The organism is Pseudomonas sp. KB_15, from assembly GCF_052114525.1.
Classification (GTDB): domain Bacteria; phylum Pseudomonadota; class Gammaproteobacteria; order Pseudomonadales; family Pseudomonadaceae; genus Aquipseudomonas.
In genome coordinates this window covers 15,609-36,965 of record NZ_JBFREX010000031.1, presented here as the reverse complement: position 1 = coordinate 36,965, position 21,357 = coordinate 15,609, and the positions used below count along the sequence as shown (strand labels likewise).

Annotated in this window: 16 protein-coding genes and 1 pseudogene; 8 read left to right on the top strand and 9 right to left on the bottom strand. The window is 56.8% G+C overall.

Annotated elements, in window-relative coordinates:
* Positions 1-19: 19 nt before the first annotated feature.
* From AB4Z35_RS21275 to AB4Z35_RS21260, 4 genes are all read right to left on the bottom strand, one after another.
* Entirely contained in the window at positions 20-2,536 is a 2,517-nt protein-coding gene (locus tag AB4Z35_RS21275; protein WP_442099283.1) for a fimbria/pilus outer membrane usher protein, read from the bottom strand.
* Positions 2,537-2,921: 385 nt separating this feature from the next.
* On the bottom strand, positions 2,922-3,662 hold the full coding sequence (locus AB4Z35_RS21270; protein ID WP_442099237.1) for a fimbria/pilus periplasmic chaperone: 741 nt from the start codon (positions 3,660-3,662) through the stop codon (positions 2,922-2,924).
* Positions 3,663-3,732: 70 nt separating this feature from the next.
* Complete coding sequence (locus AB4Z35_RS21265) at positions 3,733-4,284, bottom strand: fimbrial protein (RefSeq protein WP_442099235.1); 552 nt, start codon at positions 4,282-4,284, stop codon at positions 3,733-3,735.
* 559 nt (positions 4,285-4,843) lie between these two features.
* Positions 4,844-5,473, bottom strand: coding sequence for a response regulator transcription factor (locus tag AB4Z35_RS21260; RefSeq protein ID WP_008004537.1), 630 nt, complete (start codon positions 5,471-5,473; stop codon positions 4,844-4,846).
* A gap of 41 nt (positions 5,474-5,514) precedes the next feature.
* Here AB4Z35_RS21260 and AB4Z35_RS21255 point away from each other — a divergent pair, with 41 nt between their 5' ends.
* Positions 5,515-9,258 carry a transporter substrate-binding domain-containing protein gene (locus AB4Z35_RS21255; protein ID WP_442099234.1) on the top strand — a complete coding sequence of 1,248 codons (3,744 nt, stop codon included), beginning with the start codon at positions 5,515-5,517 and terminating at the stop codon, positions 9,256-9,258.
* 565 nt (positions 9,259-9,823) lie between these two features.
* On the opposite strand, the gene AB4Z35_RS21250 is transcribed toward AB4Z35_RS21255, so the two are convergent.
* On the bottom strand, positions 9,824-11,068 hold the full coding sequence (locus AB4Z35_RS21250; RefSeq protein ID WP_442099233.1) for an EAL domain-containing response regulator: 1,245 nt from the start codon (positions 11,066-11,068) through the stop codon (positions 9,824-9,826).
* 528 nt (positions 11,069-11,596) lie between these two features.
* Here AB4Z35_RS21250 and AB4Z35_RS21245 point away from each other — a divergent pair.
* From AB4Z35_RS21245 to AB4Z35_RS21235, 3 genes and pseudogenes are all read left to right on the top strand, one after another.
* A pseudogene (locus AB4Z35_RS21245) lies at positions 11,597-11,805 on the top strand (IS3 family transposase); the annotation flags it as partial.
* A gap of 433 nt (positions 11,806-12,238) precedes the next feature.
* Positions 12,239-13,030, top strand: coding sequence for an SDR family oxidoreductase (locus AB4Z35_RS21240; protein ID WP_442099232.1), 792 nt, complete (start codon positions 12,239-12,241; stop codon positions 13,028-13,030).
* 85 nt (positions 13,031-13,115) lie between these two features.
* Positions 13,116-14,591 (top strand): FAD-dependent oxidoreductase, encoded by a 1,476-nt coding sequence (locus tag AB4Z35_RS21235; RefSeq protein WP_442099231.1) that lies wholly within the window; start codon positions 13,116-13,118, stop codon positions 14,589-14,591.
* 155 nt (positions 14,592-14,746) lie between these two features.
* Here the strand turns inward: AB4Z35_RS21235 and AB4Z35_RS21230 are convergent, their stop codons facing one another.
* Positions 14,747-15,247 carry a nuclear transport factor 2 family protein gene (locus tag AB4Z35_RS21230; RefSeq protein WP_442099230.1) on the bottom strand — a complete coding sequence of 167 codons (501 nt, stop codon included), beginning with the start codon at positions 15,245-15,247 and terminating at the stop codon, positions 14,747-14,749.
* A 218-nt stretch (positions 15,248-15,465) separates the two neighbouring features.
* Between AB4Z35_RS21230 and AB4Z35_RS21225 the strand changes: the two genes are divergently transcribed.
* Genes AB4Z35_RS21225 through AB4Z35_RS21210 form a run of 4 tightly spaced genes read left to right on the top strand, consistent with a single transcriptional unit; the run spans position 15,466 to position 18,218 of the window.
* On the top strand, positions 15,466-15,900 hold the full coding sequence (locus AB4Z35_RS21225) for a nuclear transport factor 2 family protein (protein ID WP_442099228.1): 435 nt from the start codon (positions 15,466-15,468) through the stop codon (positions 15,898-15,900).
* Positions 15,887-16,648: an SDR family oxidoreductase gene (locus AB4Z35_RS21220; protein WP_442099226.1), complete on the top strand. Its 762-nt coding sequence runs from the start codon at positions 15,887-15,889 to the stop codon at positions 16,646-16,648. Before AB4Z35_RS21225 ends, AB4Z35_RS21220 begins: the two co-directional genes overlap by 14 nt.
* A gap of 22 nt (positions 16,649-16,670) precedes the next feature.
* Positions 16,671-17,426 carry an SDR family NAD(P)-dependent oxidoreductase gene (locus AB4Z35_RS21215; RefSeq protein WP_008004553.1) on the top strand — a complete coding sequence of 252 codons (756 nt, stop codon included), beginning with the start codon at positions 16,671-16,673 and terminating at the stop codon, positions 17,424-17,426.
* Between the two features lie 15 nt (positions 17,427-17,441).
* Positions 17,442-18,218, top strand: coding sequence for an SDR family NAD(P)-dependent oxidoreductase (locus tag AB4Z35_RS21210; RefSeq protein WP_442099224.1), 777 nt, complete (start codon positions 17,442-17,444; stop codon positions 18,216-18,218).
* 353 nt (positions 18,219-18,571) lie between these two features.
* Here the strand turns inward: AB4Z35_RS21210 and AB4Z35_RS21205 are convergent, their stop codons facing one another.
* The 3 genes from AB4Z35_RS21205 to AB4Z35_RS21195 form a co-directional block, all read right to left on the bottom strand.
* On the bottom strand, positions 18,572-19,477 hold the full coding sequence (locus AB4Z35_RS21205; RefSeq protein WP_442099223.1) for an NAD-dependent epimerase/dehydratase family protein: 906 nt from the start codon (positions 19,475-19,477) through the stop codon (positions 18,572-18,574).
* A 79-nt stretch (positions 19,478-19,556) separates the two neighbouring features.
* Entirely contained in the window at positions 19,557-20,435 is an 879-nt protein-coding gene (locus tag AB4Z35_RS21200) for an SDR family NAD(P)-dependent oxidoreductase (protein ID WP_442099221.1), read from the bottom strand.
* 51 nt (positions 20,436-20,486) lie between these two features.
* The gene (locus AB4Z35_RS21195) at positions 20,487-21,323 is read right to left on the bottom strand and encodes an SDR family NAD(P)-dependent oxidoreductase (RefSeq protein WP_442099219.1); all 837 of its coding nucleotides are present in this window, start codon (positions 21,321-21,323) and stop codon (positions 20,487-20,489) included.
* Positions 21,324-21,357: the final 34 nt, after the last annotated feature.

The following is a 21,357-nucleotide window of genomic DNA, read 5'->3' as shown; positions in this document are numbered from 1 at the left end:
CACCCACGGGTCTTCGTTTTCAAGCCCCCCCTTCGGAGCCGGCACACGGCAGATCAACCCTTTCCAGCTCTGCAGACGATTGCCCCTTCTCCCTGGGCTTGAGCTGATAGGTCATACTGCACTGACCGGACTCCTTGTCATGGGTGCTGATCCACAATGTGCCTTGGTCACCGCTGACGCGGGCGAATATCTGCCCGCCCTGCCCGACCATACCGACTGTCCGACCGTCCGCATCGTAGACACTGGCCCCGAAGGGCAAAGGCTTGCCATCGGCCTGTTGGGCATTGATCAGCAGCGCCCGGCCCGTGACGGTCTTGAACCGGGCCATGACCACCGAGCCACTGCGCGGCACCACTTCCTGGCTGGTACTGTGCAATTCAACGTCGTCAGACATGCCTTTGGGGTCGAGCCCCAGGTCATTGACCCGGTAAGGGGTCAGGGAAGGCACCACCGCCTGGCCACTGCGGTCGAGCTTCACACCAGAGGCATTGGTCAGAGTCGCTCCAGCCGCCGCGGGGGCATCGACGATGGCGATGGTTTCACCCAGCGCTTGGCCAAAGGTGATGCCGGCCGGGTGGACGACCACCGAGCCGCTGGCCCCCAGGGAGGTCTGCCGGGAATTACTGCCTCTACTGAGCGAGGCGCTGAAGTTGGCTGCCGAAGTGCGGTACTGGGCGTTGCCGCTGGTGGTGCTCGAACCGGCGCCGCTGCTCAAGCGGTTGTTGCTGGCCGATATGCCATAGCTCAGCGCCTGGTCTTCCCCTCTGGTTCCACTCAACGTGCTTTGCAGATTGGCGCTGCCGTCGCTGTTGGAGGTGGCGCTGGCGCTCAGGTAGGCGCGGTTCCTGGCGTTGACCGCACCCAGGGGCATGGAGAAATTGATCATGTACTGCGTGGCGTCGTTACCGTACATATCCTGAGTACGCGAGGCACTGACGCTAGCGGCGCCCCAGTTGAAGGAGTGACTGTAGCCGGCTTGGTACTGCTTGTCGTCGCCAGGGCTGTTCCAGTAGTTCTGGACCGAAGCGTTGAGGTACAAACTCGAACTATTGGTGATGTGCTGGCTGGCGTTCAGTTGGGCCTTGCTACGGGCATGGCGGATAGAATCCAGGCTAACGCTGCTGTCGCCCAACTCTCGCAGTTGGTCACGGGCATTGAGTGCGCCGGGCATACCGTAATACCCCTCAGTGGAGTAGCGGTACGCGGCCAGGGTGAAATTGGTGCCCGTGTGTTGCAGTACCTTGTTATAAGTGAACCGCGCCGATTGGCCGGTGAACGTTTTACCTGCCAGGTCGGTTTTCGAGGCAGTGATGTCCGCGCCAATCGCGCCATATTCGCTGTTCAGTACACCGCCAAGGATGGCCGCAGTGTAGCCTTCGGAGGCTGACAGGCCGGTATAGCCGGTCACCAGATTGCTCAGGCCTCGCTGGTAAGTGGCTTGGGCAACATGGGGCGAACTGCCATAAGGCAGGTCGCGGACCTGGCCAACGGTCGCAGTGTAACGTGAGGTACCTTCGCGCATTGAACGGCTGACAGAAGAGAACGGTACGATGAAGCGCTTTTCCTGTCCGTCAGCTTCGGTCACCTCCACCTCCAGGTCACCGCTCTTGGTGGCGGGGCTAAGGTCGGTGATCTCGAAGGCACCGGGAGCGACAGTGATTTGCTGGATGATGAAACCGTTCTGACGGATTGTGACACGCGCGTTGGTGGAGGCCACGCCGCGAATAACGGGTGCATAGCCGCGCTGCGAGTCGGGCAGCATGCGAGTATCCGTGGCAAGGCGCACACCACGAGTGGCTACCGAATCGAACAGCTCACCATCGGTGAAGCCATCACCCACGGTCAATTCCGAGCTGAGGAAGTCGATATCCCGCTGCGCGTAGCTGGTGACGACCTGGTAATCCTGGTCGGTTTCCTGGCTCCAGTTCAGCGTCGAACGCTGGCGCAAACGCCAAATGCCCAGATTGACGCCAGCGTTGAAGCTGGCATAGGCGGTGCTGCCCTGGCTGCTGCTCTGGTAGGTGTTGACGTCGTAGTCGACGAACGCAGCATTGACGCCCCTATCCCAGCGCTGGGGGCTGACATAGCCACGTGGGCGGTTAAGTATGGAGACCTGCGGCACGCTTAACTCGAGCTTCTGATCAGAGTCGTTGTAACGGTAAGTGGCATCAGGGATACGGCTGAACAGATCACCCGCCACCACTTCGTTGCCCTCTTGCGCTTGCAGCTTGTCGGTATCGACGCCGAGTTGTTCCAGCAGTTCAAGGCCCAAATCGGGTTTAGCCTGGCCCGGTGTCACGCCCGGAACAAAGACGATGTCGTGGCGCCCTTGAGGCGTGCCGTTGATGCTGACGTCGATACTGTAGGTACCTGCTTCGACCGGGTTGCCCTGGCTATAGCGCTCGACATCCAGCGAGCGGGCGCCCTCCCCCATCAACATATGGCTGTCGAAGCTGACGACCTCGTTCGAACGATCGCTGTGCTCAAGCGCCTGGACAGGGGGCGCCAGGCCGGCGCAACCAATCAGACCTACCACTTTCAAAGAGCTCAAGCACCAGCGGGTACGACGCACTCCACTGTTGATACTCCGCTTGTGCTTACTGCTCAAAATTCGGGTCTGAACTATCGACTTCATTATGTACCACTAGAACTAACTAAGAGGTCTTTCCTGGACAAAGGGAGAGCGCCACGAAGTAACCATCTCAATGGTTCAAGGGCACACTCGCGAATGACTGATAATTTCTATTTGTGTAAAATCCGCCCACCAAACAATCGTGGCGCATAGTTGACGTTGAAGCCTCACTGGGGCTTCGTCATTTGTGCTTTAATATATTTTCTTTCGCACAGTCACGGGATAACCAATAAGGAGCGCAACTTTTTACTACTTCTAATAGTTATCAACATGGTCTTGCAAAACGACATCAACGCATCAGCGGAACTTGAAAGTTACTGAGCGCGCCGTAATCATTGATGGTGGAAAACTCAACCTCCCGGCTACCCGATGCGGCGGAGGCCCCCTTGAGGGGCAAAGACTTATGCTCACCCGGCGCGAACATACTGCTTTCCATGTTCAGTTCAGCACTGGCATCGCCTACCTTGACCGAACTCACGGTCAAGTAGTACGGAGAGGGATTGGTCCCTTCGAGAACCCACGAGTCGGCGCTTTTACTTACCCGCCATTGCATGCTCTGGCCTGCCTGCGTTTGATCGACTTTCAGACCGATCGGACGGTAGAAGAGTTTGATCCGGCTGCGAAAAGCGATCTTGAGTTTGTTCTGCCCATCATCGACAGAAGGTGGAACTTCCAGCACGTTCAACCAGAACACTGACTCTTTGTCCTGTGGCAGGCTTTGCTGGCCGATGAAGCGCACCCGCAAGGTCTGCCCCTCGCGAGCATCGATACGCACAATCGGCGGGGTCAGGACAAAGGGCGACTTTGAAGTATCCGGCGTACTGCGCTGATCACCGTCGTCGATCCAGGACTGAACCAGCAGCGGAACTTTTCCGGCATTATCCAGCTTGACGCTGATTTCCTTCTGGTCGGAGGGATAGATCACCCGGGTACCGTTTATCACAATGGACGCCTGGGCCTGAGTGATAAACAGGCTGCCAGCAAGGATCAGTCCAAGCCGCAACCGTTGAGAAAATTTAAAGAGCAGCACTGATTATCCCCTAGCTGACGTAAATGTTTGCTGGCTGCCGGAGAACCAGAGCGGCTCACCGGCGTATGCTTTAAAGGTAGAGGACGGTATAGGCCACGGTGGAGGCCACAGTGCCGCCAGCAGGAGATGCCCGGGTCGAGAAGTATTTGACGGTGTAAGTCAGGGTCGCGCTGCCGTCAGTTATGGTTGCATAAGCGGCGGTGGGCGCTACGCGGAGGTTGAGCGGGGTGGCGCTGCCCGTTGGGTAGATTGCCAGGTCCACACCATCTGCAGAGCCAGTGCTATTTAAGCGACCGTCAGTATTGACCCGCCCGTTCGGATCGAAAAGCACCGCCACACCTTGGCCGCCAGCAGCAGCCGTAGCACCCGTGCAGTCGCGCAGTTGGATGCTGAAATCGGTGTCGCCAGTTGTGTCGCTAGCTCGAGCCAGAAGAGACACCGGGACGGCTGGCAAGGTCACAGTGGCATTACCGTCCGAACCGCCCCCGGCCGTGACGTTACAGGTAGCATCAATTACTCGACCGGCGAAGGTGATGGTGCCATCTATAGCTTGGGCCGGCAGGCTAATTGCGGCGCCAGATGCAATAGTAACGGCAATAGTTAACAACGTTTTGAGCTTCATAAGTTTTCCGTGCTTTAACTTGAATCGATATATTGGTGGCAGCATCCATTCTAGGTGCTTGCCCCCAATCAAAAACCTGAACTTCCTGTAGGTGAACTCCAATAAGCCACCCCCCTTTTTTAGCGCTCACAGGGAAACGCCGAACAACTTACCGTGAAATTGCTGCAAGTCGACATATCGGCTGCTGCCATTCCTCAGAGGTAGGGACATAAAGGTTCTTGCTTGGGAGCAACATGTTCAGTTTCTAGGAGAGCAGTGTTTAAGTCTGCAAGAAAAGTCTTAAGCTGCACGGAGCGACACTTGAGGATAATGATTAGCACTACCATTGACCAAACATCAGAAAGTCACGAGTAAATCGCACTAACCAGGTCGTGAACGGCGCCGCAGGCCTTGGGACAGCCACTGCACATTTGAAAGCGTTGAAAGAGCACCAAGGGGGCAGCGCTTCTTACGATAGATCCAACCAGGCTCCACGACGAGGCATCGTGGGCAGCACTTTGGACTTAACAGAACGGCCAGAACACGAACGGCCTGGCACCTGTAAGGATTTCCGCCCGTTTCAGATTAACTTGTTGCGCCGGGCAAGGTCGGCAAGATCGACCACAGACTTGACACCAAGCTTGTCAATCAAGCGGGCTTTATAGCAGCTGACCGTCTTACTGCTGAGCATGAGGTTTTCAGCAATCGCCTTGTTACTCATACCTCTTGAAAGCTGCTGCAACACCGAAAGCTCGCGATCAGAGAGTAAGCCTATCATTTCCATTTCACCCACCAGCATGTCGCTTTTACGGGTAGAAACATTGACTTCGTCAGGGTAATAAATTTCGCCTTTCATCACCGACTTGATGGCTTCGGAAACAGCGCCCAAGTCATCCGTCTTTGTCATAAACCCTGACGCTCCCGCCTTGATACAGCGTAGCGCGTAGTACTCCGATGCCAACGAGGTAAGAATAATGATTCTCGCTGGCAGCGAGAGCCTTTTGATCCGGTCGATGACCGCAATTCCATCGAGTTTCGGCATCGTCACATCAAGGAGAACAAGATGCGGATTGTGCTTGCGAATAAGACTGATTGCTTCTACGCCGTTTTCCGCCTCGGCCACCACTTCATGCCCGGCCTTAGTCAGCACTGTGCTCAACGCCAACCTAATAAGCGGATGGTCATCTACAACAAGAATCTTGTACGCCACGCGGCTCAACCTTGCTTTCTATAAGGTGTAGAGAGTGTATCATGACGGCATTGAGACATCATCCGCTTTACCACGAGTCTTTATCAGCATCCAATACATGCAAGATTCTGGTAGCGCGCATCGGCAAGGACAAAAGTATGAAGTACGTTTGGATACTAATTTTTTCCTGCGCCGTATTCAATTACGCATCAGCAAACAATGATCCCGTGATACTGAAAGTTATTGGCCGCGCGATTGTTGAACCTGAGTACTTCTCGCTCAACAAGAGCGACACCCAGTGGTTAGAAAAAAAAGCAACATTACGCATCGGCATATCCGATCCTGACTATCCTCCCCTCGATATCACTACCCATACAAAAGAATTCGAAGGCATTACCGCCGACTATTCCGCGCTACTTGGGCAACTCCTCAAGGTCCGGGTCGAAATATTCAGCTTTCCAGACCGTACCACTTTGATTGAGGCCCTCAAGCGCCGCGACATTGACCTGATCGGATCGGCCAACGCCTATGAAGCGGTGGATCCGCAGCTTATGCTCTCGGCGCCCTACATGCTCGATCAACCAACAATCATCACGCGTGTTGAAGATGATGTCGCAACTGACGAGAGCCTGGCCGGCAAAAAAATTGCGATGCTTTACCATTACCTGCCTTTAGCAATCGTGCAGGGCTTTTATCCGCAAGCGCAGATCGTGCTCTACCCATCCATACTCAATGCCATCGGTGCGGTCGCGTTCGGCGATGCTGACGTTTATCTGGGCGATACTGTTACTGCAAATTACCTGATTAATAAAAGTTACCTGAACACTGTTCAGATGACTGACTTCTCAAGGCTGGAAGCCAACAACTTCTCTTTTGCGCTGCTGCGCTCAAACCCGCAACTCAAACGAGTGGTCGACCAGGCTCTTGAAGCCATCCCCTCCAGCGAACGCATCGCCATTGTCCAGCGCTGGCAAGCAGGCAGTGTCGGCATTTCGGGGCGCAACACGATCAAGTTCAGTGTCGACGAACAAGAATGGCTGACACAGCATGGTCAGTTGAAAGTCTTGTTCAACGAAGACTACTTACCGTTCTCCTTCGTAGATGAAAACGGTCAGTCCAGGGGGTTGACGGTTGATGTACTGAAAAAGATCAGCCAGAGAACCGGCCTGCGCTTTGAAACCGGCCGCGGATCGTCGGTCAACCAAATGATTGCCGAGCTCAACGCCGGCACGTTCGATGTTGTCGCTTCGCTGACACAAAGCCCAGAGCGGGAAAAGCTGGTCAATTTCAGTCGCCCTTACCTGGCAACACCGTTGGTACTCGTGGCACACGCCAGATCTGATGCCCCTCATAACCTTGAAGACCTGGCAGGCAAGAAACTGGCAGTGGTCTATGGCAACGTCAACTTGTCTCTGCTTGAACGTGAACATCCGCAAGTACAACTGGTGCCAGCCAACAACCTGAATGAAGCATTCGCCATGGTCGCTCAAGGAAAAGCGGATGCAACCCTCAGTTCATTGATCAGTGCGCGTTACATCATTGCCAGGACCTACCCGGACGCACTCAAGATAGCCTCGACCACGGGCACCAAAGCAGGCCAGGTCGCCTTCGCTGTCAGCAAAGATGCCCCCGAACTGTTGTCGATACTCAATAAATCATTACTGAGCATCTCACCCGAGGAAATGGATGAGATCACCAATCGGTGGCGCCGCGCGGTTGTCGTCGAAGACAGCTACTGGACCAGACACCGTGAAATGATCATTCAAGGCCTGGTTGCAGCCGCACTGCTACTGCTGGGCATCTTCGTGTGGATCACCTCTTTGAAGCGCGAGGTGTCCAAGCGCAAACTCGTCGAGCGCACACTCAATGACAAGCTCGAGTTCGAGCGCGTGTTGCTCAACGGCACCCCGCACCCGATCTATGCCAGGGACTGCGATGCGCGCTTGTTACTGTGCAACAAAGCCTATATCGATACCTTCAGTGTCAGCGACAGCGCGCCCCTCAAGGGCACGACCGTCGAACAAAGCCTGCTACTCGATCCAGCCCAGGCCGCTGAATACCATCAAAGCTATTTTGAGGTGATGGCCTCTGGCGAGCCCAAATTCGAAGATCGCCTGCTCAGCCTTCCCTCCGGTGAGACACTCACGATCTATCACTGGATGCTGCCCTATCGTGCAAGTGATGGCGCCATCAAAGGGCTGATTGGTGGCTGGCTCGATGTGAGTGAACGCCAGGACTTGATCCAACAACTGCACGCTGCCAAGAATGACGCCGATAATGCCAGCCGGGCGAAAACGACCTTCCTTGCAACCATGAGCCATGAAATACGCACACCTCTGAATGCGGTGATCGGGATGCTGGAAATGGCGTCAAAAACCGCCGAGCAAGGCCAATTTGACCGGGCAGCCATCGATGTCGCCTCGGAAGCCGCACAAGGGCTGCTCGATCTGATCGGCGACATACTTGATATCGCGCGCATTGAGACGGGGCAACTGAGCCTGACCCCCAGGCCGGCAAACCCGCGTGACCTGCTGAAGTCGATAGTGCGTATATTCGATGGCCCGGCAACACAGAAATCACTGCAGCTGGTCACCCATATCGAGCCCTCAGTCGACCAACTTGTACTCATCGACCCCATGGGCTTCAAGCAAGTGCTGGCCAACCTGCTGAGCAATGCAATCAAGTTCACCACCCAAGGCTCGGTGAACCTTTCGGCAAGCGCGACCCATCACCCCACAGAACGAACCATGAGCCTGGAAGTAAAGGTCCAGGACAGCGGCATTGGTATTTCGGTAGCCGACCAACAACGTCTGTTCAGGCCCTTCTCCCAGGTCAAGAGCGCTCAACAGCCTTCTGGCAACGGTTCGGGGCTTGGCTTGGTAATCAGCCGGACGTTGGTAGAAATGATGGGGGGAACACTCGAGCTGATCAGCCACGAGCGCATGGGCACCCTGATCACGATCAGGATCGACCTGCCGCTTCAGGACGCTCTCCATGCCGAAGCTTTAGTCCCGCAACAGCAGACACCTGAAGAACTTCATGCTGATTGCCAGCTGAACATCCTGATTGTCGATGACTACATGGCCAATCGTATCCTGCTCACCCGACAACTGAGCTACCTGGGCCATCATGTCAGCGAAGCCTGCGATGGTGTCGAAGCACTAAAGCTATGGAACGAAGCCCCCTTCGACGTGATCATCACCGACTGCAACATGCCCAACATGGACGGGTATGAATTGGCACGCAACATACGTCAGCAAGAACAGCGAAGAAACGAACCAGGCTGCCTGCTGCTGGGCTTTACTGCCAACGCAGTACCTGAAGAACGGCAAAATTGCCTGGATGCGGGGATGGATGACTGCCTGTTCAAACCCATCAGCCTGAGCACCCTGAGTAACCGATTGCTTTCACTCTGCGGCGAGCATACCGATGAGTTCAATGATGGCGAATTGTCAAGCACTCAACTTCACGCCCACTTGATGCACTTGACTGCAGCAGATGAGACAGCGATGCATGCCCTCTGGTCGGAGTTGGAGCGCAGTACTGCGTACAACCTGCTTGAACTGCAAAAGTTACTCGATCATCGTGACACCAAAGGACTAGCCAGGCTCGCCCATCAGATCAGGGGCAGCGCACTGATACTTAAATATGAAGCGCTCAATATCAGTTGCACCAATATGGAAATAGCTTGCCGAGACAACGTGGATGCTGAGGCGCTGCAGGTCCCGGGGGACGCAATCTCCAGCTGCATGCAAAGCCTGTCGATCTTGCTGCAAGAGGGTAAGTCGCCAACCACAGACCAATAGAAGCGAGCTTTCGCCGTGAGGAGGTCCAGACAGCCTGCATATCGCCGGACTATGCAAAAAGCCCCCGCGCTTGATTGGAATTCAGTTGCTCACAGCGACCAGAAGCATCCGATTGCCCCAGGGCCGTTCGCGCATTGAGCGCGTAAACCCTCCTCCCCCGAATCGCGATAGTACTCATAGGTCCTTAGGGTTAGCGCAGGTGAAAACAATGGGTCCCAAGAAAGCTCGCCATTAATCTCAACAATTCGAAAGTTATCTTCATAGCGCTCCGCAACGTTGAGCGCAGGCGTAAACAACAGTTCTTCGAGTAAAATGATGTTCTGTGACTCAACCGCCCCGACCCTGGCACACAGAAATACATGGCACAAAAGCACTGCCATTACTTTGTTTATCACAATTAATATCCTCTGAAACCTGCTGAGCCACGGAATAATTGAGGAGCTTGATAATCCCAAGCGAGGAAAATTACATACTCAGTTTCCAAGCACGCGGTGCTTGTGTCTGCAAGAAAAATCTTAACCTGCACGAAGGGCGTTTAGACTGGTGTTTGAGGCACTACGCGCGCTTACACTACCCTAACTATGCCGCCGAACTTGGTGCGCTCCTCAATCCAACACAACAGGTCGACCTCACTCATCGGTCGCGCAATGAAATACCCCTGTATGGTCGGCTCTCCCAATGCCTGCAAGGCTCGATAGTCACGCGCTGTTTCCACACCTTCGACCACCACGCTCAAGGCCATTTTTTGCGCCATGATCAGAGCGCCGGCGACCACAGAGGACTTACGTCCATCGTCGCCAATGCCACGCACGAACTCCGCAGGAATTTTCAACTCGGAAAATGGTAGTTGCAGCAAACGCTGAATGTTCGACGCGCCGGTTCCAAAGTCATCAATCGACAGATGGCAGCCCTGCATGCGCAAGCGCAATAAACCTTCCAGGTGTGCCGTCTTGGCCTGCAACAACGGGCTTTCTACAATCTCCAACGTGAGCACGTTGGCTGGTAGCCCGAAGCGCACCAAAAGTGCCAATATCTGTCGAGCAAAATCATCCCGCTCGATCATCGAAGGCGGGATATTGACCGAGACAGGCAGGCACTCACCACGCTCACGCAGCACTCGCGAGGACAACGTCAATGCCAAGTCCAACATCCGCCAGGTTAACGGCTCAATCAGTCCGGCACTATCCACAGCGTCCAAGAATTGACCGGGTGACATCAACCCATGGATAGGATGTTGCCAACGGACTAACGCTTCGACACCTGCCAATCGACCCTCAAAACTTACTTTGGGCTGGTAATAGGCGACCCATTGCGCAAACGTACCCGTGTCACCGATGCGTTGACCGGGAGCAAGTTGATGTAACTCCTCCAATGAAAACTGCTGTGAAGCCTGCTTCAGCGGCACTGATTGAACACCGCGCGCAACCAGATCCTGATAAGTTTCCAGCAACTGACACAACGCGTCGGGCGACATGGGTTTGCGCAAGCTGCCAAGCAATAGAATGCCCTGTGATCGGGCGAAATGGGCCGCACCGTCAAGTATGCTTTGGTCAGTGCCACTAAGGATGATTAGTGCCCGAGCCAAGCGGTATTTGGCCAAAAAACGTATCATGTCGAGGCCATCCGGGCCGTCCATCTGCAAGTCGCAAATGGCGATATCGACACCCCCTCGATTGGCCAGTGCTTGCTGGGCGACTTCCACGCTGTCCGCCGTCAGCACATTGAAGACCTGAATGGCATTTAGCATTTTATGCAAGACCATTAACTCAAAAGAGTTATCTTCCAGAACCAGCACGTTCAGTAAGCGCAACGCAACACCTCTATAATTTAAGTAATTTTATCCATGGCTAAATTATCCACACAACGGAAGTTACCCACATCCGGGAAAGACGCCGCAGTTTAAACCTTCTCACCAGATCCAATTAAGCATTAAATATAGGCAAGCTTAGACCGCTTGCATCTACAAGAATGTGATTCTACTCACTCGAACTGCCTGGAGATGCAAGAAATTTCTTGAACTTAAGCAACCTCATCTTCATAGAGAATTTGCTCAAGGGTGCAACTTAAGAATTTTCTTGCAGACATTTAAACCACTCTCTTGGAAACTGACCGGGTTGCTCCACATCTGGTATTTTATGCCCCCGATCCAGGGGGCTTTTTTAGCTTTTACTGAAAGCTTTTCGTTGATGTGGCAAGTACCACAACTCTCGCAACAGTCCTATTTTCGAGCACCTGCGCACTGTAGCCGATCAGCAGAAACGATTTCGTTGCAATGCGAAAATCGCAAATTCCACTTTGAATCCGGGGACGATGGTTGGCGGAGTGGGAGCTGGAACCAGTCAGCAAACAACCTGGCTCACATGCCTATAAACAAGCGACGGTCGAGCGCCCGGACATTCCGAACATCTTGAATCGGGAGTTTGAGGTGCCGGTACCCAATCAGCTCTGGTGTGGCGACATCACCTACATCTGGGCGCAGGGGAAATGGCTTACGAACAGCGTGGCAGGCCTCAAAGGCTGCTGTTTCACTCGGATCAGGGATGGCAAGGCGAATTCAACCGGTCGTCGCAACACCTTTGATCGAGGTGTTTATGGGGCGACCCGCAGGATGGATGCAAAAATTGACAGGCACGGGTAGCGTCACGAAATCAGTCAGCCCGTAGAGGGGGACGTTCGTGGTAGCGCAGTAGCAATCTCCGATTTCCGTTTACCGCGTAACCCTGTATCGGGCACCGCCCCCCACTCTCCACCATGTTTGCGACTTACTTTTCGTACAGAACGTAGTCCAGTCGGACGAAGATCGAGACAGCCGACCGTTTGTATTTTGAACCCGCGCACAACTAAACGTTTGATCAGGTTGAGCGGGAGATCGTGTTCTATCTGAAGCGTTCTCGTCTGACCGTTGCCCAGGCGGCGCGTTAGCGTGCACTCCTCGATGCCGTAATTTCACGATACGAATAGTTATACGGGAGACATTGAAATGCTAATGCGAAACAAAGTAGTCGTGGTATCGGGCGTCGGTCCGGGACTTGGGGTCAAACTTGCGATCCATGCCGCACGCGAAGGCGCACATGCAGTTGTCCTCGCCACACGTACCGCATCGAAACTGGATGAGGCAGAACGCCGGATTCTGGACCTGGCCACCGACTGCCAAGTGCTCAAGGTGGTGACCGACATTACCGACAAGGCGCAGTGCAAGTACCTGGCGGAGCAGACAATCGAGCGCTTCGGCCGAATCGACGCCTTGGTGAACAGCGCCTTTGTGCATGGCAACTTCCCCGAGCAGGTCGAGGGGGCCGATCTGGATATCTGGCGTGAGGTCTTCAACACCAACGTGCTCGGCACGATGAACCTGACACAGGAAGTCGTGCCACATATGAAAAAGCAGGGCAACGGCGCGATTGTCATGATCAACACCCAGGCCACCCGCAAACCCTTTCCTGGCGAATCCGGCTATGCGGCGTCCAAAGGCGCCCTCGCGGTGGCCGTCAAGTATCTGGCCAGGGAACTCGGACAGTATGGTATCCGCGCCAACAGCATCTACATGGGTTGGATGTGGGGTGCGCCGGTCCAAGGCTATGTCCAGCATGCAGCTGCCGAATTCAACGTGCCGCAAGCGCAAATCATAGAGCCGATCGCTGCCAATATCGCACTCGGACGCATGCCGACCGACGACGACTGCGCCAAGGCTGCGTTGTTCCTGGTATCCGATTACGCCAACGCAATTACCGGTGCGGCACTCGACGCAAATGGCGGCGACTTCATGCCCTGAGCGCCCGGAGCCAGGCTATGGCTCAGACTTTATATCGCTACGACACCGTTTTTTGACTAAAAAATATAAAAAAAGGACTGTGTTCATGTCATATGGTTTTTCTGTTTCACACCCATGTCGAACCCATCAAGTCCCAAAGTGGGATTTCGAGACCGATGTCGTTATTGTCGGATTTGGCGCGGCGGGCGCTTGCGCCGCCATCGAAGCCGCCGGTGCCGGCGCAGCCGTGACGCTTCTGGAAGCTGCCTCAGGCAACGGGGGCACCAGCGCCTTGTCCGGGGGCGAAATCTATCTTGGCGGTAGCGGGGGCACGCCCGCTCAGCAACAAGCTGGCTTCAACGACGACACCGAAGACCTTTTCCGTTACTTGATGATGGCCGGCGGCGTCGACGCCGACGAGTCGAAGGTACGCCTCTATGCTGCGAACAGCCTTGCCCACTATGAGTGGCTGGTCGCACAAGGGGTCATGTACAAAAATACGTTTTTGCCGGAAAAAATGTTGGAGCCAGAGACAGACGACTGCCTGATCTGGTCTGGCAGCGAAGAAGCATGGCCATTCTCGGAACAGGCCAAACCGTGTCCCCGGGGACATGCCCCTCAATGGACCGGCTGGGGCGGCGGACGCATGCTCATGGATGCGCTTGCCGCTCGCGTTGAAAAGCTGGGCGTGGACATTCGCTATGACAGCCGGGTGCTTACCCTGATTGCCGATGACGCCAACAACGTCCACGGCGTGGTGGCTCGAATCGACGGTCAAATTCGCTTTGTACGGGCTCGCAATGGCGTCATCCTGTGCGCCGGAGGCTTCGCGATGAACCGCGATATGGTCAAGCGCCACGCGCCACAATTGCTGCGCGCCGATGGGCCCATAGGAACGCCTGGCGATGACGGTACGGGCATCCTTCTGGGAATGAGCGTGGGGGGCGCATCGATTCACATGGACGAGGCTTTTGTGAGCTTGCCGTTTTATGCCCCCGAATCTCTGGTAAGGGGTATTTTCGTCAACGAGCGTGGCCATCGTTTCATCAATGAAGATTGCTATCACGGTCGCGTTGGCCATCACATCATGCGGCAAACGGGTGATCGGATTTATCTTCTCGTCGACAACTCGTCTTACGAGCCTCCGGCTCAATTCACACGCATTGACATTGCCGCCGCCGGAGAAACGTGGGAAGAGGTAGAGCGAGATCTTGGCTTGCCTGAAAACGCTTTGGTCAATACGGTCGCCCTGTACAACCGCCACGCGGCCCAAGGCAACGATCCCCTGTTCCACAAAGCCGAAAAATGGCTCAAACCACTTGATGAGCCGCCCTTCGTCGCGCTGGATTGCCGAGTCGATTATGCGTTCTATCCGCACTTTACTCTGGGGGGGCTGGATACTCTGCCGACGGGCCAGGTGCTCACAGAAAAACGTCAGCCAATCAACGGCCTGTATGCCGCCGGGCGTACCGCTTGCGGGTTGCCGCGTTGGGGAGGTGGTTATAGTTCTGGAATGTCTCTGGCCGACGCCACCTTTTTTGGGCGCCAAGCGGGGCTGAGCGCCGCAATCACAAGAAATTGAGGCGATTCGACATCGTTGCCGATCTGACGCTTTTTATCGATTTCGACAAGATCAACGTGCTGCCCACCAGTCAGTATCGACTCTGAATCCTTCCAGGTTTTTATCAAGCAACGGTAAAGCCCGACGCCATGCGTCGGGCTTTACCGTTGGCTGGTTTACACCTGACGTGCAACCGCAAGAGCGGGAGCATCAAACAGGCTGGCGGTGACTTTGAGCTGTTCAGGAATCGGCGAGGTGAGGGTTTCAAATACGCGCCGGTAGCCTGTAGAAACGATTAGCCAATTCCCGTCGCGCTTGATGTACTCGTCCTGGTAGAAGGCCGTACCGTGCAACATCCAGTCGCCCTCCAGGTCAATAACATGATCTTCCAGGTACCAGGTACCCCTGGCCTTGTCCGGTCCCAGAATCTCGATCTCTGGATGGTGCCCCTGGTGTTTGCACAGCAAAGTGGGTCGGTCCATGATCGCCCTGAGCCCGTCGAGGAACGCGGTGCGGCAGTCGAAGCTGTACTTGCCACTGTCAAGGGAGGTCTTCACGTCTTCAGCCAGGCAGGTCTCCAATGAAGTCCAGTCGTGGCAATCAACCGCGCGAAAGTAGCGGTACTTGAGCTGCCTGATCTGCTCTATTTCAAGATAGTCGTCCAGCGTAATAACCATCGGTGGTGCTCCTGTGCATGGCGGAGGGGTCGAACGCAGGATAGGTAGCACCCCACACGCCTTCATCGTCTGGCCGGACTACAAGATCCCCCTCCACAAAACGCAAGCTTTACGCCCTTGGCGTGACGGTAGTCTCCTTGGACGATGTCTCTGTGCCTCCCGGGATGCGAGCTTCACCGCACCTGCACCATCGCAGGACGAATAAGGAGGCTCAGAGGATGTCCGAGGCATCGCACAAGCAAGCGCTCTACGAACTCGTCTGTCGTTATGCTCAGGCAGTCGACCAACGCGACTGGGCGGCGCTGACCCGCCTGTTCACACCCCAGGCAACGCTCAAGGGACCGGGGTTCAGCTTCGATGGCATCACCGCCATAGTCGAAAGCATGAACGGCCTGAGCCACTACAGCCGGACCCAGCATCACATCCATAACCACCTCGCTGAAGTGGACGACATGGAGGCCGGCGCGCAAACCTACTGCGTGGCCAACCACCTTTACGAAGCCGAAGGTATCAACCGCAAACTCGACTGGGGCATTCGCTATCTCGATCGTTTCGCCTGCATAGAGGGCGTCTGGCACTTCACTTGCCGAGAGCTGCTGCTCGACTGGAGCCAGGACCTGCCATTGCAAGGAACCCCACATGAAACGCGTTGAAAACAAAGTCGTGCTTATTACCGGTGCCGCCAGCGGCGTTGGCAAGGCCGATGCCCTGCTGATGGCCGCAGAAGGAGCCCGTGTCGTGGTTGCCGACGTCAACTGCGAAGCCGGCCAGGCGGTGGCCGACGAGATTGGTCCACATGCCCTGTTCATCGAACTGGATGTAGCAGACGAAGCACACTGGCAACGCGCGAACGCCCAGATCCGGGCCCACTTCGGACGCTTGGACGTGCTGGTCAACAATGCAGCGATCTGCCCGCTGGGGACTATCGAAGAGGCCAGCCTGGAACAATGGCGCAAAGTCATGCGGGTCAACGCCGACGGCTATTTTCTCGGCTGCAAGTACGCAATTGAGGCGATGAAAAGCAACGCCGCTGGTGGTTCGATCGTCATGATGTCTTCGGTCGCGGCCCTCGCCGGCCTGCCGCCGATGTGCGCCTACAGCAGTTCCAAAGGCGCGGTGACCGCGCTGACCCGCAGCGTGGCGGTACATTGCAAGCAGCAGGGCTACCGCATCCGCTGCAATTCGGTACACCCGGACGGCATCTGGACTCCCATGACACAGGCCTTGGTACCCGATCTTGATCCGGTAGCTCTGGGCATCGGCGACAACTCCATGGCGCGCATGTGCATGCCTGAGGACGTAGCCAATCTGGTTCTGTTCCTCGCCTCGGACGAATCCTGCTTTATCAACGGCGCCGAACTGCGCATTGACAATGCACAGCTGATTTCCGGCATCGCTTGAATACCACCTGGAGAATCTGCACATGAATATGCTGGAAAGCAAAGTAGCCCTGGTCACCGGCGGCGGCCAGGGAGTCGGCCAGGGTATTGCCTTTGCCCTCGCGAACGAGGGGGCGATGGTCGCCGTGGCAGGCCGTACGCGCGCCACCCTGGAGCAAACCTGCGACGAAATCCGTCGCCGGGGCGGTACCGCTCTGGCAGTGGAATGCGACGTGATGAACCAGGCCGATATCAATCGCTGCGTCGCCGAAGTAGTAGAGGCTTTCGGCGGCTTGAACATTCTGGTCAATAACGCTCACATCGTGCCGCTGGGCAGCATCCTCGAGGTCACCGACGAAGCCTTCATGCTGGGCATCGACTCCGGTCCCATGGCCACTCTGCGGATGATGCGAGCTTGCCATCCCCACCTCAAGGGCGACGGCGCAGTGATCAACCTGGCCTCCTCGGCAGCGGTACGCTGGGACGCTTCGGGCTACGGCCACTATGCCGCGACCAAAGAAGCCATCCGTGCCCTCAGCCGTGGCGCCGCCTGCGAATGGGGCGTGGATGGTATCCGCGTCAACGTCATCGCCCCCCATGCGTTGTCGCCGGGCCTGCGCGGCTGGATCGAAAACAATCCGCATGAAGCACAAGTCTTTTTCAACAGCATCCCACTGCGCCGGGTCGGCGATTGCGAATCCGATATCGGTCGCACTGTGGCTTTCCTGGTCAGCGACAATGCACGCTACCTGACAGGCGCCACGATCCCGTTGGATGGCGGCCAGGCTTACTGGGGTTAATCGAGGAGAAACTGCATGAAACGTTTGGCAAACAAAATCGCTATCGTCACCGGTGGGGCTCGCGGCATGGGTGCACACACCTGCCGGCTGTTCGTCGAGGAAGGTGCGCAAGTGATCATCGCCGACCTGCTGGAAACCGAGGGCCAGGCCCTTGCCGGCGAGCTGGGCGACGCTGCCAGCTTCCGTCGCCTGGATGTCAGCAACGAGGAACACTGGCAACAACTGGTTGCCGAGACAGTAGAACGCTTCGGGCGTATCGATGTGCTGGTGAACAATGCCGCCGTGCTGGTATTCGGCTCCCTGGAACAACTGTCCAAGGCCGACTTCGAGCGGGCACTGTCGATCAACCTGACCGGCACATTTCTGGGTATCCACAGCGTCGCGCCGATCATGCGTGAGCAGCGCGCCGGCTCGATCGTCAACATCTCCTCAGTGGATGGCCTGCGCGGCGTGAACGCCCTCGCCGCCTATGTCTCCAGCAAGTGGGGCGTGCGCGGGCTGACCAAGGTGGCGGCGCTGGAGTTGGGCCCACACGGCGTGCGGGTCAACTCGGTGCATCCGGGCGGGGTGGATACGCAAATGTCCAATCCCACCGGAGTCTCACGCGACAAGCTGGACAGCCAATACCGCCAGGTGCCGCTGCAACGCATTGGCGCTCCGGAGGAGATCGCCCGCGCGACGCTGTTCCTCGCCAGCGACGACGCCAGCTATTGCAACGGCAGCGAGCTGTCGGTGGATGGCGGCGCGGCTGCCGGATTCTATTACGAAGGCTTGCCGGGTTCGCCCATCTGAACCATGGGGCAAAGCGAGTAGGAGACGGGATCTGACTCCCGTCGTCCTCTCACACCGTACGTACGGCTCCGTATACGGCGGCTCAGGTTATTTGGTTAAGTTTCCAGTATCGAGACCAGTCCGGGCGGATCCCGGAGCTTCTTCGCCACTCGAAACCATAGCTGGCCACCACCGTCGACCCGGTTGCGATTACGCGCAACGCACCATGCCTGGCGTCCCCCGCCCCAATAAAAAAGGCCCGCACCTTGTGCGGGCCTCAGACGCTCCCCCGCCTTTCAAGCGGGGGGAGTCTTTTAACCGTGTTACTCGCCTACCGACACCGACCATGCAGGACAAGGCCGGTGTCGGTTACCTTATCCTCGGTACTGGCTCACTACTTCGTTCACCGCGCGCTGGATATCCTGGCGCACGTAACCGAGCAATTCGGCGTCCTGCGCGTCAGGCTGGTAGCTTACTGTATTGCCACGCCCGGTATAGAGCGCCATGTCCGGTAGCAGCGGGTGTTCCTGGTCCAGCGATGGTACCTCGGCATCGTTGCCGACCGCACGCAGGAAGGCCTGGAAGTACTGGGCGTAACTGAGGTTTTCGTCCCCGACAAGGTATGACTTGCCCGACTCGCCACGCTGCAGTGCACCCCAGATTGCCTGGGATAGCGAGCGGGTAGAGATGAAGTTGCTGCCACCTGCCGGACCGTAGAACGGCATTGGCGAAAACTTGCCCTCTGCATAACGGGTGTAGGCCTCGAACATATCCACCTGGAGTCCAGGCACCATCCCGACAACGAAGGGCGCGTTGACGCTGCAGACCCTGAAGCCCGGCCCGGACAGGGCTCTTACACCTTCATCGGATAAATGGCGCGAGCGCACGTATGGGATGCTGTCAATAAGCTCCGGCGCCACTTGAGGATAAAAGCTGCCCACCAGAACCGCCTGCTTGATCCCGGCGCTACGAGCCAGCTCGAAAAAGCGCGGGATGGCCTCGACATTCGCGCGTTGCCAGTGGGCATCGATATCCCCCTCCTGCGGAGCGTGGCGGATGTCACTGCCGGCAGCGAAAACCAGGGCATCGAAGCCGGCCAGTTCGTCCCGGCTGATGGTGCTCGCGATGTAGTCGCACTGCAGTTGTTTTAATTCGGCAAGGGCGCTGTTTGCGGCCGCGGGTTTGCGGCTGGCGATGGTCACGTCGTTACCCAGCTCCTGGAGGTAGAGGGCCGCATGACCTCCGATCAGGCCAGTCCCACCAATTACAAGAATCTTCATCGGATATTCGCTCCTGCTTGAGCCCGAAATTGGGCTGATTTTTTGAAGGGGCGCCCGTGCAATGCCGGGCGCGCGCGGCTCAGATAACGCGCGCCGGGTGCTGTTGCCGAGGGGCACCGAGCATCTCGCGATAGGACGGCGGTTGGCGTCCGGCCTCATCGCTGATGCCATAGCCCAGGGCTAACTCGGCACTGATCAGGGTCTGCCCGGAGAGGCTGGTCAGATCCGGGGCATCCAGTAGCGAGCATATGACTCGACCGTTGAATTCCGGAGTTTCAGCCATTGCCATGAAGGCATCGTATTGGTCGGCGCGCTCCGCTCCGGCAATAGCCGTGCGTTCGGTACGCTGCGGGCCGAGCCAGAGAGATACCGCGGCAACGCCGGTGCCCTCGAGGTCTACCGCCATATCTGCGGCCAGCTTGTCGCAGCCGGCCTTCTGTGCGCCATAAGCCGGACCATGCATGTAGCAGCCAGCGCCGAAGGAGGACACAAACGCGATCAGGCCGTGTCCATTACGGACCAGCAGAGGCGCGGCATAATAGCTCGCGACATAGGCCGAACGCAGACCAACATCGAGGATGTCTACCAACTCCAGGGGTTTGTCCCAGAACGGCCCCGGATCTATCAGGTTCTCGTGGAGCAAGGCGGCATTGTTAACCAGCAAATCAATACGCCCCTCCTCCCGTTCGACGCGGGCGAAGAGTTTGCGTACCTGTTGATCGTCTCGGTGATCGCATTGCACAGCAATGCCCTTGCCACCCGCGCGGGTCACTGCCGCGGCGGTTTCAACCAGGCTGCCGGGCAGTGGCTGACCGCGCAACTGGCTATTGCTGACGGCCTCTGTGCGACCACTGAGATAGACAGTCATGCCCGCAGCACCAAGGGCAATGGCAATGCCCTTGCCAACCCCGCGGCTGGCTCCAGTGACGACCGCGATCCTGGAATTCTCCGATTTCATCTGTGCTTCCTTATTATTTTTGGTGGTCATTCGAAGCTCATTAGCGCGGGCTCAGAAATTGAAACCGTTACCGCTGATCACCGGTACGTTGGTCCAGGTACCGTTCGGGTCGCGGTACCAGCCTGCAGCGGCCAAAGCACCGCCGTCCACGTGCAGGGTAGTGCCGGTGACCCAGCCCGACAGCGGGCTGGCGAGGAAGAGCGCGGCACCGGCCATGTCCTCGGCCTTGCCGAAACGGCCGAGGGGAATCCACTGTGGGATCAGCCTCTGGTGCTCCGCAGCAATCATCATGGACATCGGCAACTGCGCCGTTTCGGTGGACTCGGGCGCGATCTGGTTGACGCGAATCCCCGCAGGCCCAAGCTCCAGCGCCAGGCTCTTGGTGAAACCGCTGATGGCGGATTTGAAAGCGGCGTAGATACTGCAGTTTGGAATGGCACGGAAACCCTCGATCGACGACAGACTGATAATGCTGCTGCCCGCACCCTGACGCCGTAGCAGCGGCAGCATGGCGCGGGTGACGCGAAAAATGTGCTGCAGGTTGACGGCGTACAACCGGTCGATATCGTCATCGCTGTAGACATCGAAGGGCTTGGCGATCATCAGCGAGTCGCCGACGTTGTTCACCAGTACGTCAAGCCCACCGAAACGCGTCTGGATCTGCTCGGCCAGTGCAGCCACCTGCTCCTTGTCGGTGACATCCGCCTCCACTACCAGGGCCTCGTTGCTGCTGCTTTCGAGTGAGTTGCGAACGTCCGCTGCACGCGCGACATCAATCTCCGCGACCACAAGGCGCGCGCCCGCTCGGGCAAAGGCTTCGACAATTGCGCGACCAATGCCCGCGCCACCACCGGTGACCAGTACTGTTCTGCCTGTGAAATCCATCATTGCGTTGTCCTCGGTTTGTCCACTGAAAACTTCT

Bases quoted from the DNA above. Each gene is read 5' to 3' on its own strand.
- AB4Z35_RS21265 (WP_442099235.1), bottom strand. From the start codon at position 4,284: ATGAAGCTCAAAACGTTGTTAACTATTGCCGTTACTATTGCATCTGGC.
- AB4Z35_RS21255 (WP_442099234.1), top strand. From the start codon at position 5,515: ATGACGGCATTGAGACATCATCCGCTTTACCACGAGTCTTTATCAGCA.
- AB4Z35_RS21240 (WP_442099232.1), top strand. From the start codon at position 12,239: ATGCTAATGCGAAACAAAGTAGTCGTGGTATCGGGCGTCGGTCCGGGA.
- AB4Z35_RS21235 (WP_442099231.1), top strand. From the start codon at position 13,116: ATGTCATATGGTTTTTCTGTTTCACACCCATGTCGAACCCATCAAGTC.
- AB4Z35_RS21230 (WP_442099230.1), bottom strand. From the start codon at position 15,247: ATGGTTATTACGCTGGACGACTATCTTGAAATAGAGCAGATCAGGCAG.
- AB4Z35_RS21225 (WP_442099228.1), top strand. From the start codon at position 15,466: ATGTCCGAGGCATCGCACAAGCAAGCGCTCTACGAACTCGTCTGTCGT.
- AB4Z35_RS21220 (WP_442099226.1), top strand. From the start codon at position 15,887: ATGAAACGCGTTGAAAACAAAGTCGTGCTTATTACCGGTGCCGCCAGC.
- AB4Z35_RS21215 (WP_008004553.1), top strand. From the start codon at position 16,671: ATGAATATGCTGGAAAGCAAAGTAGCCCTGGTCACCGGCGGCGGCCAG.
- AB4Z35_RS21210 (WP_442099224.1), top strand. From the start codon at position 17,442: ATGAAACGTTTGGCAAACAAAATCGCTATCGTCACCGGTGGGGCTCGC.
- AB4Z35_RS21205 (WP_442099223.1), bottom strand. From the start codon at position 19,477: ATGAAGATTCTTGTAATTGGTGGGACTGGCCTGATCGGAGGTCATGCG.
- AB4Z35_RS21200 (WP_442099221.1), bottom strand. From the start codon at position 20,435: ATGAAATCGGAGAATTCCAGGATCGCGGTCGTCACTGGAGCCAGCCGC.
- AB4Z35_RS21195 (WP_442099219.1), bottom strand. From the start codon at position 21,323: ATGATGGATTTCACAGGCAGAACAGTACTGGTCACCGGTGGTGGCGCG.